Consider the following 12,896-nt stretch of genomic DNA (forward strand, 5'->3'; position numbering starts at 1 on the left):
ATTTCAACGTCGCCGACCGCGATGCCTTGATCCTGCGCCGCGAGCTCAGCAGCGGCCGCGTCAAGGCGGGGGCAGGCACCGGCAGCGCGCAAGCGCGCATCTTCCTGCCCGACGGCAGCGAGTTCGAGCGCAGCGGCAAGCTTGATTTCTCGGAGTCTCAGGTCAACCCCAGCACCGGCACCATCACGCTGCGGGTCGTCATGCCCAACCCGAATCAAAAGCTCTTGCCCGGCATGTATGTGCGGGTGGTTTACACCTCGGGCGAGCGCCCCAACACGATTTTGATTCCGCAAAAGGCCGTCACCAAAACACCCACCGGCCATGTGGCCTGGGTGGTCGGGGCCGACAACAAGGCCTTGCGCCGCGACCTCGTCGTCGGTGAATGGCTGAACAACGACTGGATCATCGAGAAGGGCCTGGGTGCGGGCGAACTGGTCGTGGTCGAAGGCTTGCAGCGGCTGCAGCAAGGGGCGGTGGTCAAACCCACGCCGTGGCTGCCTGCAGTAGCGGCTTCAGCGGCCACAGCAGGAGCAGCTACTGGAACTTAATCAGCCGCCACGCGCGAAACCGGAGGCCTGGTCATGGGATTTTTAGTGAAGCGTCCGGTCATGGCGACCGTCATCGCCCTGCTCTTCATGCTGATCGGCATTCTGGCCAGCACCCAGCTCGCGGTGGAGCAATACCCTAACGTCGCACCTCCGCAGGTGCAGATTTCGGCCGTCTACCCCGGCGCCAGCCCCGAGACGCTGGAAACCACCGTCGCCGCACCGCTGGAGCGCGAGATGAACGGCATCAGCGGCCTGCTCTATATGCAGAGCACCAGCTCGGCCAGCGGCTCGATGCAGTTGCAGATCTTCTTCCAGCCCGGCACCGATCTGGACTTGGCGGCGGTGGAGGTCAATAACCGCGCCAAACGGGTCGAGTCACTGCTGCCGCAAGAAGTGCTGCGCAATGGCCTGCGCGTGGACAAGACCAATCCGCAGATCCTGCAAGTGATCGTGATGCAGTCGGATGACCCGCGCTTTGACCGCAACTACATTGCCAATCTGGCCAACAGCCAGGTCATCAATGAGTTGAAGCGCTTGCCCGGTGCCGGCGATGTGACGCTGTTTGCCGCCCCCTACGCGATGCGCTTGTGGCTGGACCCGGACCGGCTCTCCAAATACCGCTTGACCGCCGCCGATGTGGGCAATGCGGTGCGCGAGCAAAACCAGAACTTCGCCGTCGGCGAGATTGGCCAGTCGCCCGCCGACAGCGGCCAGAGCCTGACCTTCCCGGTGCAAACGGCCGGCGGTTTGACCGATGTGGAGCAGTTCAAGAACATCGTCATCCGCGCCCAGGCCGATGGCTCGGTGGTGCGGGTGCGCGATATCGCACGGGTCGAGCTGGGCGCCGATGACTACCAGTTCGAGTCGCGCCTGAACGGCAAACCGGCGGTCGCCATCGGCGTGTATCTGAGCCCGGGCGGCAATGCGCTGGAGCTGTCCAAGGCCTTGAGGGTCAAGATGGATCAGCTGACGGCGTCCTTCCCGCCCGAAATCAAATGGTCGGTCAGCTACGACACCACCAAGTTCGTCACCGCCTCGGTAGAGCTGGTGGTGCACACCTTTATCGAGGCCTTCATCCTGGTCTTGGTGGTGGTTTACCTGTTCCTGGGCAGCATGCGCGCCACCATCATCCCGCTGCTGGCGATTCCGGTCTCCATCATCGGCACCATGGCCGGCCTGCTGCTGGCCGGCTTCTCGATCAATATGCTGACGCTGTTTGGCCTGGTGCTGGCGATCGGCATCGTCGTCGACGACGCCATCGTCGTGGTCGAGGCGGTCGAAAAAATCATGCATGACGAGCATCTGGATGCGACCAGTGCCGCCATCAAAGCGATGCAAGGCATTGGCGGCGCCATCGTCGGCGTGACGGCGGTGATCTGCGCGGTGTTTGTGCCGATCGCCTTTCTGGGCGGCGTCACCGGCACGCTCTACAAGCAGTTTGCCATCACCATCACCTTCGCGACGCTGCTGTCGGCCATCACGGCGCTGACGCTGACGCCGGCCTTGTGCGCCTTGATCCTCAAGCCCGGCATGACCAAGCTCAAGCCGATCCAGGTGTTTGACCGCTTTTTTGAGCGCGTCACCGGCGGCTATATCAAAGGCGTCAAGCTGTTGCTGGCCCGCAAGCTGCTGGCCTGGGGCCTGTACGGCGGCATGCTGGCCGGCGTGTTGTTCCTGTTCGGCGCGATTCCGGGTGGCTTTGTGCCCGAGGAAGACAAGGGCTCGATCTTTGTGGCGGTGGACTTGCCCGCAGGCGCCTCGCCCGAGCGCACCCGTGAGGCCTTGATCAAGGCCGAGAAGATTCTGGCGGCGGAAGAGTCGGTGCAGGATGCCACTGCGATTCTTGGCTTCTCGATCTTCTACCGCTACGCCAACCAGGCTTTCATCTTCGCCACCCTCAAGCCCTGGGCTGAGCGCAACACGCCCGAGACCCATGTCACGGGCCTGATCAAACGCCTGAACATGAAGTTCTCCAGCATCACCGAGGCGCGCGTGTTCGCGCTCAACGAGCCGCCGATCTCGGGCATGGGCAATGTGGCGGGCTTTGACATGCGCCTGGTCTCGCTGGACGGCAACCGCGACAGCTTGAACGCCGCCACGCAGGCCCTGGTGGCTGCCGCCAGCAAGGACGAGCGCCTGGTCGGCACCCGCAGCGTGGCGGCCCCCGATGTGCAGACGCTGTTCCTCGACGTGGACCGCAACAAGGCCAAGTCGCTGGGCGTGTCGGTGCCCGACCTGTATGCGACGGTGGGCACCTTGATGGGGTCGAGCTTCATCAATCAGTTCACCGCCTTCGGCACCAATCTCAAGGTCAAGATGCAGGCCGAGCAGTCGTTCCGGTCGGACCCGGCCGCGCTGGAGCGCTTTCAGCTGCGCAATGCCTCGGGCGAACTGGTGCCGCTGAGCGCACTGATGCGCACCGAGTGGCGCTCGGCTCCCATCGCGCTAACGCGTTACAACGGCTACCCCTCGATTCAAATCAACGGTGCACCCGCACCTGGGCGCAGCTCCGGCGAGGCGCTGGACGCGATGGAAGCACTGGCTGCGGCGCATTTGCCTGATGGTGTTTCGTTTGAATGGTCGGGCCAGTCCTTGCAAGAGCGCCTGGGCGGCTCGCAAGCGGCCGGCATCTTCGCGCTCTCGCTGGTTTTTGTGTTCCTGTTCTTGGCCGCACTGTATGAGAGTTGGACCTTGCCGGTGGCCGTGTTCCTGATCGTGCCGATTGCGATCCTGGGTGCCTTGCTGGCCCTGCTGCTGCGCGGCTCGCCCAATGATGTGTTCTTTCAGGTCAGCTTGATCACGCTGGTCGGTCTGGCGGGCAAGAACGGCATTTTGATCGTCGAGTTTGCCAAGCAGCAATATGAAGCCGGCATGTCGGTGATGGACGCGGCCGTCGAGGCCGGCCGCCAACGCCTGCGCCCGATCGTGATGACATCGCTGGCCTTTATCCTGGGCGTGCTGCCCTTGGTCAAGGCCTCGGGCGCGGGCGCGGCGACGCAGCATTCGGTCGGCACCGGCATCTTGGGCGGCATGTTGGCGGCCACGCTGGTCGGCGTATTTTTCACGCCGCTGTTTTATGTGGCGATGATGAGCTTGGTCAAGCCCAAACCTGAAATCAGCGCGAAGGTGCAGCCATGATGCGCGCCCGCTCAAACGGCCTTGCTTTGGCCACCGCCTTGTTGTGCGGCGCCTGTGCCGCGCCCACCACCACCACCACTGACTCGACCGGCGCCGCGCCCAAGCCGGTGCAGATGCCCGCCGGCTGGAACGCCCCCTCGACCTCATCCACCAGCTTGGCCGAGCGGCCGTTTGGCGCGCTGTTTCAAGACGCCGAGCTGGAGGCCTTGATCAAGGAGGCGCTGAGCAATAACCGCGACATCCGCATCGCCGCCCAGCGCGTCGAGTTAGCGCGCGCCCAGTACGGCCTGCAACGGGCCGCAGGCTTGCCCAACCTGGGCGCCGACGCCAGCGCCACCCGCAGCCAAGCGCCCAGCGGCCTGAGTGCGACCGAGAACTTGACCTCCAGCAGCTATCGCCTGGGCTTGGCCATGCCGGCTTGGGAAATCGATTTATGGGGTCGCATTGCCTCGCTGTCGGACGCGGCCTTGAGTAATGTGCGGGCCAGCGAAGCGCTGCGGCATTTTGTCGAGGTCGGGCTGGTGTCGCAGGTCGCGTCGGGCTGGCTGAGCCTGCTGGAGTACGACCAGTCACTGCTGATCGCCGAGCGCACCCGGGTCTCGCGCGTCGAGTCGCTGCGCATTGTCACTTTGCGCTTCAACGCCGGCATCGTCTCCAAGGTCGACGTGACACAGGCCGAAACCTCGCTCGCGCAAGCGCAGGCCGCCTATGCCCAGCTGCAACAAAAGCGTGGCCTGCAGGAAAACGCCTTGTCGCAACTCGCCGGGCGTAACCCCGGCCCTTTGCGGGTCAGCAAGCCGCTGGATCGCTATGCATTGCCGCCAGCGCTGCCGGCCGGTATTCCGTCCGATTTGCTGACGCGCCGCCCCGACATACGCGCGGCCGAGCTGAGCTTGGCGGCCACGCAGTCCAGTGTCGAAGCCGCCCGCAAGGCCTTTTTGCCCAGCATCTCGCTGACCGGATTTTTGGGCTTCATCAGCCCGCAACTGAGTCAGTTGATCGACAGTGACCGGCAGGCCTACACCCTCTCGCCCGCGATCACGCTGCCGCTGTTCACTGGCGGGCGGCTGAGCAGCAATTTGGAGGCGGCGCAGGCCCAGCAGCGCATTGCGACCGAGGACTACGCGCGCACCACCCAAGCGGCCTTGCGCGAGGTTGAAGATGCCTTGGTGAGCTTTCAGCGCTTGCGCGAGCAGCAGGCTGCCATGCAGGCCATTGTCAAAGCCAGCCAAGAGCGGCTGCGCCTGGTGGACCTGCGCTATGTCAACGGCATATCGAGTTACTTCGAGGTGCTGGACTCACAGCGCCAGCTCTTCGACGCCGAACTGCAGCTGACGCAGCTGACCAGCGGCGCCTATGCGGCGGTGATCGGGCTGTACCGGGCGCTGGGCGGGGGCTGGACGCCGCAGGGCTGAAGCAAACTCAGTCCTGCACCGGCCCGGTCAAACCCCACTGCCCGCCCGGCTGTTGGCAAAAGCGGAACACGCCGTCGTCGCGCTGGTTGCCCCAGCTGTTTTGGATGCGCAGATTGCGGCATTCCAGGCCTTTGAACTGGTTGCGGGCCAGCGCCGTGACGACGCCGGAGGCGCGGCTCTTGTCGTTCTTCCACTCGAAGCTCTGCCCCTCTGTTTCGGCAGCGATGGCCTGGTCAACTTGCACCCGCATCAGCGCTTGATCGGCCGCGCTGAAACGCGAAAAAGCCGAGCTGTTCATCGCCCGCAGATTGCTATTGGCATGCGCCGGTGCCATGAACACCGCGGTTAGGCTCAGGAGTAGAAGTAAGGCTTTGATGATGACACCTGCGCTGGCTGTGAGTGTGGCCAACAGAATACCGCATCCATTTAGAATCCGCCCCATGAACAGCCCCCTCCCAAGCACCTTCACCGGCACAGCAGAGCGCCCGGTCCGCAGCCAGTACGAGGACTTCATGCGTCATGTCTTCGAGCATGGTGCGGCCAAGACCGACCGCACCGGCACCGGCACGCGCAGCGTGTTCGGCCAGCAGCTGCGTTTTGATCTGAACCAGGGCTTTCCGCTGGTGACGACCAAGAAGGTGCACCTCAAATCCATTGTTTTGGAGTTGCTGTGGTTTTTGCGCGGCGACTCCAATGTCAAATGGCTGCAGGAGCGCGGCTGCACGATTTGGAACGAATGGGCGCGTGCGGACGGCGATCTCGGCCCCGTCTACGGCGTGCAATGGCGCAGTTGGCCCAAAGCGGGCGGCGGCCATATCGACCAGATCGCCGAGGTCGTCAAACAACTCAAGACCAACCCCGATTCGCGCCGCATCATTGTCAGCGCCTGGAATGTGGCCGATCTGGAGCAGATGGCGCTGATGCCCTGCCATGCGTTTTTCCAGTTCTATGTGGCGCCATCACAGGTGGCTGGAGAGCCTGGCAAACTGTCCTGCCAGCTCTACCAGCGCAGTGCCGACATCTTTTTGGGCGTGCCCTTCAATATCGCCAGCTACGCGCTGCTGACCCAGATGCTGGCCCAGCAATGCGACCTGGCGCTGGGCGACTTCATCTGGACCGGCGGCGACTGCCACATTTACAGCAACCATTTCGAGCAGGTGCGCATGCAACTCGCCCGCGAGCCACGCGCTTACCCGAGCATGACCATCAAGCGCCGGCCCGCGTCGATCTTCGACTACGAGTTCGATGACTTTGAGCTGACGGGCTACGACCCACATCCCGCCATCAAGGGCGCGGTGGCGGTATGAGCTTACCCAAGATCAGCCTGATCGCCGGCGTGGCAAAAGACGGCGCCATCGGCAGGGCAAATCAATTGCTTTGGCGCTTGCCGGCCGATCTGGCCCGCTTCAAGGCGCTGACGCTGGGCCACGCGGTCATCATGGGGCGCAAGACCTGGGACTCGCTGCCGGCCAAATTCAGGCCGCTGCCGGGCCGGCGCAATCTGGTGCTGACGCGCAATCCCGACGTACAGCTGGACGGCGCCGAGCCGTTCGGCAGCTTGGAGCAAGCCTTGGCCGCCTGTGCGGGACAAACGCGCGTCTTCGTCATCGGCGGGGCCGAGATCTATGCACTCGCGCTACCGCTGGCCGAGCGGCTGGAGCTGACCGAAGTTGAGCAGGTCTACCCGGATGCCGACAGTTTTTTCCCCGCTTGGGACCGGGCACGGTTCAAGCAGGTCGCGCGCGAGTCGGGCCTTGACCCGGAAGGTTTGCGCTACGACTTCGTCAGCTACAAAAAATCTGAGCCAAAGTGAGACTCTCCATCTGAGGCGTTTGATTTTCAGGTCGAATGCAACCGGGCCGGGCAGTGGATACTACGAAATCGCAAGGGCAGCGGCACCCCATGGACAGCGGTAAAAACCACAGCAAACCTGACACGACGACGGCCGCGGCAGAAATGAGCCCGCCGCAGGCGGCTGCGGGCAAAAATCCGGGCGCGATCGTCGCGATCGGGGCCTCGGCGGGCGGATTGGAAGCGTTCGAGGCCTTCTTCAGGGCCTGCCCGGCCGACACCGGCCTGGGCTTTGTCTTGGTGCCGCACCTGGACCCTAGCCATGAGAGCTTGCTGACCGGAATTTTGCAGCGCAGTACCGCCATGCCGGTGGTGCAAGCGCTGGACGACACGGGGGTGCAAGCCAACTGCGTCTACATCATCCCGCCCAACCGCGATATGGCGATCCTGAACGGCGTCTTGCAACTGACGCTGCCGGAAGCGGCGCGCGGCAAGCGCATGCCGATCGACGGTTTTCTGCGCTCGCTTGCCGCCGACCAGGGCGCGCGCGCCATCGGCATCATCTTGTCGGGCACCGCCAGCGATGGCTCGCTGGGCCTGCGCGCCATCGTCGATGCCGGTGGTGTCGGATTGGTGCAAGAGCCGAGCAGCGCCCGCTACGACGGCATGCCGCAAAACGCCATCAAGGCCGGTGCCGCCAGCCACGTCTTGGCCCCCGAGCAAATGCCGGCATTGCTGGTGCGCATGGCCTTATCGGCGCAACCCGGGCTGAGCTTGCCGACGCGCCAGGCACTGGACCCCAAAAGATCCGACCTCAACAAGATCTTGCTGCAGCTGCGTACCAGCTCCGGGCATGACTTCTTGCTTTACAAGAAGAGCACCATTGGCCGGCGTATCCAGCGCCGCAAGATGTTGAATCAAATCGACAACGATGTGGACTACGCGCAGCTGCTGTCGGAGAACCCGGCCGAGGTGCAGTGCTTGTTTCGCGAATTGCTGATCAACGTCACCAGCTTTTTCCGCGATCCCGAGGCCTTTGTGGCACTCAAGCAAAGCCTGTTGCCGGCCTTGCTGGAGGCCAAGCCGCCGGGCAGCGTGTTCCGGGTCTGGGTGGCGGGCTGTTCCTCCGGCGAGGAAGCCTATTCCATCGCGATGATCTTGCACGAATTGCAGCAGGATCTGTTCAGTCGGGGCGAGCGGTCGGTGCCGATTCAAATCTTCGCCACCGACCTCGACGATGAGGCAATCGCGCTGGCACGCGCCGGCCGCTACCCTGCCGGTATCGCCAACGACGTCACGCCGGAGCGCCTGCGCCGCTTTTTCACCAAGGAGGACGATGCTGCTGCTGGCTTCAAGGTCACCAAGGAGCTGCGCGACATGGTGGTGTTCGCGGTTCAAAACGTCATCAAAGATCCGCCTTTTTCCCGGCTGGACCTGCTCAGCTGCCGCAACTTGATGATTTACCTGGAGCCCGAACTGCAGCGCCGCTTGATCCACAGCTTTCATGGCGCGCTGCAGCCCCAGGGTGTGTTGTTCGTTTCCACCTCAGAAAGTATCAGCAACCAGGCCGAACTCTTCGCGCCGCTGAACCGCAAGTGGAAGTTCTACAAAGCACGCAAAGTGAGTGGCGACCGCAGCTCGGCCGCCGCCGAGGCACTTGTTTCACCAGCATTCGCAGCAGCATCCGAACCAGCAATCGCACCAGCCACAAGCGCCACAGCGCAGCGATCAACAGGAGCTGAAATGAGCCCCCCCAAACACCCTGACAGCCCAGCAGCGAGCGGCGAAAGCAGCCCCTTGGCTGAGCAAATTGCTGACCTCAGCAACCACGCCCTGCTGCAGACCTTCGCGCCAGCATCGGTCACGACCGACAGCGCCGGCAATATCCTCTATATCCACGGCGACACCGGCCGCTACTTGCGCCCGGCTCCCGGCCCAGCCAAGCTGAATCTCTTGGAAATGGCGCGCGAAGGCCTACTGCCGAATTTGCGCGTCACGCTGCTGCTAGCGGCTGGCGCTGAGGTTACCGACACCGAGTCAACGACCCAAGACTGGCCAGCCGAGGTGGTTTCGGTCAGAACCAACGGCGGCTTTTCGCTGGTGCGCTTGACGGTTCGGCCGCTGCCACGGCTGCGCCAGCAGCCGCCCCTGCTGCTGGTCAGCTTTGAAGATCTGCCCGCGCAGGCAGTGCGCCAGCATGACTTGGCGGCGGCGGCCGCAGTCACCAACAGCACGGACCAGCCCCGCCTCAAGGAGCTGGCCACGGAGCTGGCCGCCAAGCTAGCACTTGCCCAGCTGACGCTGCAAACCACGGTTGTGGAACATCGGTCCGCCAATGAAGAGCTGCAAACCGCCAACGAAGAGCTGCGGTCGTCCAACGAAGAGTTGGAAACCTCCAAAGACGAGCTGCAGTCGCTCAACGAGGAAACCATCACCGTCAATGCCGAGCTGAACAGCCGCATCGAGCAGCTGACCCGTGTTCAAAACGACATGAAGAACCTGCTCGACAGCATTGGCAGTGGCACCCTTTTCCTCGACCACCAGTTGCGTATCCGCCGCTTCACGCCGGCAGCGATCAAGATTTACCGCTTGATTGCCGGTGACGTGGGTCGCCCCTTGACCGATATAACTTGCAATATCGACGCAGGCCAACAACAGGGCCTGCAGGTCGATCTGCAGGCGGTGCTGGACAGCTTGATCCCGGTCGAGCGCGAAGTGAGCAGCACCGACGGCCACTGGTACCTCAGCCGCATTCAGCCCTACCGTACGCTGGACAATGTGATTGAAGGGGTGGTGGTGACCTTCACCGATATCAGCGAGTTCAAACGCGCCAGCCTGGCCGCTGTGCGCGTTTCCGCCCTGCTGGCCGCAGCCAAACAGCGGGCCACTCAATTGGCCCGCGAGTTGGCCGAGGGCATCGTCGACACCGTCAGCGAGCCCTTGCTGGTGCTGGACGCAGCGCTGCAAGTGGTGTCGGCCAGCCGCAGTTTTTATGCGCACTTCAAGGTCGACCCCGCCGACACCGTGGGCCACAAGGTCTACGAGCTGGGCAATGGTCAATGGGCCATTCCGGCGTTGCGCGAGTTGCTGGAAAATATTCTGCCGCAAAGTCAGGTGATGGACGGCTACGAGGTCAAACATGATTTTCCCGGCTTGGGGCCACGCCGCATGGTGCTGAATGCACGGCGCATCGTGACGGCCGACGGCGACACCGAATTGATCTTGCTGGCAATGGTCGCCATCGAAGCGCAGAGCGCTGAAACGGGCGGGGAGTCCACCTGATGCAAGCCAAACGACCTGAGGACAGCGGCGATCCGCGCGGCACGCAAGCCGAGACGCAGACAGCCAGCCTGTTGCACGAACTGCGCGTGCATCAAATCGAGCTGGAAATGCAGAACGAGGAATTACGTGACTCGCAGCGCGAGTTGGAGGCCTCGCGGGATCGCTACGCCGAGCTCTACGACTTCGCCCCGATCGGCTATTTGACGCTCGACGGTGAGGGCTGTGTCGAGCAGCTCAACCTCTGTGTCGTCGAGCTGGTCGGCTGGCAACGCAAGGCCTTGTTGGGCATGAACTTCAACATCCTGGTGCATGGACCGGATCTGTTGCGTTGGCGCAGCTTGTTCAAGCGGCTGCGCAAGTCGACCCAGCTGGCGGACCCCAGCGAGGGCAGCAAAACCAGCTTGGCGCTGAATCTGCGCCGCCATGACGGCACGACACTGCCGGTGGAGTTGCATTGCGCCGCTGCGGCCCAGGGGCGGCTGCGCATGGCGATCACCGACATGAGCGAGCGCCACCGGGCCGAGCTGGCGCTGAGCGAGAGCGAGCAGCGTTTTCAGCAGGTGCTGCGCAGCGTCGCCACTGTGGCCGTTCAGGGCTACGGCATGGACGGCCGCACGACCTACTGGAATCTCGCCTCCGAGCTGCTTTATGGCTACACGGCCGAGGAGGCGATCGGGCGCAATCTGCTCGACCTGATCATTGCGCCCGAAATGCGCGCGACCGTGGCTGACGCGATGGCGCAGATGGCCGCCACCGGCCGCCCAGTGGCGGCCGGCGAGATGACGATGCGCTGCAAGGACGGCAGCCGGGTCGCGGTCATCTCCAGCCATGTGCTGCTGCAAGCGCCGGGGCAAGCGCCCGAAATGTTTTGCGTTGACATCGATATCAGCCCACGACTGTTGGCCGAGCAAGCGTTGCAGAGCTCCTTGCGCGACAAAGAAGCGCTGCTGAAAGAAGTGCATCACCGGGTCAAAAACAATTTGCAGGTGATTGCCAGCCTGTTGCGCCTGGAGGCCGGGCGCAGCGCGGTGGCTGACACCAAGGCGGTGTTGCAAACCATGCAGGGACGCATCCGGGCGATGGCGCAGTTGCACGAATCGCTGTACCGCTCGGGCACTTTTGCCGCGGTCGACCTGGGCGCCTACCTCGGGCAGGTGGCGACCCAGGCCTTTCGCACGCAGGTGTTGGACATGGGCTCCGTGCGTTTGCAGCTCGATATGGCGTCGCTGCCGGCCAGCATGGATCAAGCAGCCGCTTGCGGTTTGCTGTGCAACGAGTTGATCTCCAACAGCCTCAAGCATGGCTTTGCTCCATCGGCCACGCCTGGCACAGCGGGCTTGCTCAAGGTCAGCTTGCAGCCCGTTGATGCCGTGGCCTCGCTGTGGTGTTTGGCGGTGGAGGACAACGGCGTGGGCTTGAACGAGGACTTCGAGGCCAAGCGACAAAGCTCGCTGGGGCTGCAGTTGGTGGCTGATTTGTGTGGCCAGATCGGCGGCACCTTGAGTATCCGGTCTGCACCCGGCCAAGGCACTGCGTTCAGCATCACGTTCAGGCCTCAAGTGCCCGTGTAGCGCCCGTGTAGCGCCCGTGTAGCGCCCCAGAGCACGGCTACAGAGCGGGCAAGTTCTGCTCGGCCTCCGGTCGGCCAAAAAAATAACCCTGAAACGCATCGCACCCGATGGCGGCCAAGAAGTCGCGCTGCTGGGCCGATTCAACCCCTTCGGCAATCACGCGCAAATCAAGGTTATGGGCCAGTGCCACGATGGTGCGGGCAATCACCGCATCGTTCGGGTCGGTCAAGATATCACGTACAAAGGACTGGTCTATTTTGAGTTGCTGCAGCGGCAGCCGATGGAGGATGGACAAGGATGAGTAACCGGTGCCGAAATCATCGAGCGAAAAGGCCACGCCGTAGGCTTGAATAGCCTTCATCTTGGCGACCACGTCCTCGATGTCGTTGACCAACATGCTCTCGGTCAGCTCCAGCTTCAAAAGCGAAGCCTTGGCACCCGTGAGATGCAAGGCGCGGCCGACACTTTCGACAAAGTCGCTTTGCGCAAACTGCAATGCGCTGACGTTGACGGCCATGGTCCAGCGCGCGCGCTGCGGCTGCTGGCTCCAGGCAACCAGTTGCGCACAGGCGGTCTCCAATACCCACTGCCCGAGCGGCAGGATCAAGCCATTGGCTTCGGCAATCGGGATGAATTGCCCCGGCGGCACCAAGTCCAGGCCGCCACGGCGCCAGCGTAACAAGGCCTCGGCTCCGGTGACGACGCCGGCCAAGTCGAACTGAACCTGGTAATGCAGCTCAAACTCCTGGCGCTCCAGGCCCAGGCGCAGGTCGAGCTCAAAGGCAATGAAGGCAGTCGCAACCGCTTGCAGCTCGGGGTCAAAAAAGCGCAGGGTGTTGCGCCCGGCCGCCTTGGCTTGGTACATCGCTACATCGGCCCGCTTGAGTAACTCGTCACTGCCAAGGGGCTCTTGGGTCAGCACCACAATGCCGATGCTGGGTGTGCCCTGATAGATTTTGTCGCGCAGCAAATAGGGTTGGCGCAGGGCTGCCAAGATTTTGTTGGCCAGCAACTCGACTTGCTTCGCCGCCTCATGTTCTTGGCCACTCAAGCCCTCCAGCAAGACCACAAACTCATCGCCACCCAGGCGCGCAAGCAGGCCTTCACCAAAATGACCGCCATGGCCCGCGCCATGGGCATGGGCATGGGCA

General features: G+C 63.2%; 9 protein-coding genes. 7 read left to right on the forward strand and 2 right to left on the reverse strand.

Annotation, left to right across the window (positions count from 1 at the left end):
* From RMO57_RS10695 to RMO57_RS10705, 3 genes are all read left to right on the forward strand, one after another.
* Positions 1–548 (forward strand): efflux RND transporter periplasmic adaptor subunit (locus tag RMO57_RS10695; protein ID WP_310386451.1); only part of this gene is annotated, 548 nt, incomplete at its 5' end.
* 33 nt (positions 549–581) lie between these two features.
* Positions 582–3,686: a multidrug efflux RND transporter permease subunit gene (locus RMO57_RS10700; RefSeq protein WP_310386456.1), complete on the forward strand. Its 3,105-nt coding sequence runs from the start codon at positions 582–584 to the stop codon at positions 3,684–3,686.
* Entirely contained in the window at positions 3,683–5,101 is a 1,419-nt protein-coding gene (locus tag RMO57_RS10705; RefSeq protein ID WP_310386458.1) for an efflux transporter outer membrane subunit, read from the forward strand. Before RMO57_RS10700 ends, RMO57_RS10705 begins: the two co-directional genes overlap by 4 nt.
* Positions 5,102–5,108: 7 nt before the next feature.
* Here the strand turns inward: RMO57_RS10705 and RMO57_RS10710 are convergent, their stop codons facing one another.
* On the reverse strand, positions 5,109–5,510 hold the full coding sequence (locus tag RMO57_RS10710) for an RT0821/Lpp0805 family surface protein (RefSeq protein WP_310386460.1): 402 nt from the start codon (positions 5,508–5,510) through the stop codon (positions 5,109–5,111).
* A gap of 31 nt (positions 5,511–5,541) precedes the next feature.
* On the opposite strand from RMO57_RS10710, the gene RMO57_RS10715 reads away from it, so the two are divergent.
* From RMO57_RS10715 to RMO57_RS10730, 4 genes are all read left to right on the forward strand, one after another.
* Positions 5,542–6,408, forward strand: a complete 867-nt coding sequence (locus tag RMO57_RS10715; RefSeq protein WP_310386462.1) for a thymidylate synthase — start codon at positions 5,542–5,544, stop codon at positions 6,406–6,408.
* Positions 6,405–6,914, forward strand: coding sequence for a dihydrofolate reductase (locus tag RMO57_RS10720; protein WP_310386464.1), 510 nt, complete (start codon positions 6,405–6,407; stop codon positions 6,912–6,914). Before RMO57_RS10715 ends, RMO57_RS10720 begins: the two co-directional genes overlap by 4 nt.
* Positions 6,915–7,003: 89 nt before the next feature.
* On the forward strand, positions 7,004–10,174 hold the full coding sequence (locus tag RMO57_RS10725) for a chemotaxis protein CheB (protein WP_310386466.1): 3,171 nt from the start codon (positions 7,004–7,006) through the stop codon (positions 10,172–10,174).
* A complete protein-coding gene (locus RMO57_RS10730; protein ID WP_310386469.1) occupies positions 10,174–11,745 on the forward strand; it encodes a PAS domain S-box protein in 1,572 nt (523 codons plus the stop codon). The genes RMO57_RS10725 and RMO57_RS10730 overlap by 1 nt, the downstream gene beginning before the upstream one ends.
* A gap of 37 nt (positions 11,746–11,782) precedes the next feature.
* Here the strand turns inward: RMO57_RS10730 and RMO57_RS10735 are convergent.
* A partial coding sequence (locus tag RMO57_RS10735; RefSeq protein ID WP_310386471.1) for a bifunctional diguanylate cyclase/phosphodiesterase occupies positions 11,783–12,896 on the reverse strand: 1,114 nt, incomplete at its 5' end.

Origin of the sequence: Roseateles sp. (assembly GCF_031397715.1) — a bacterium.
Taxonomy (GTDB): domain Bacteria; phylum Pseudomonadota; class Gammaproteobacteria; order Burkholderiales; family Burkholderiaceae_C; genus Paucibacter_A.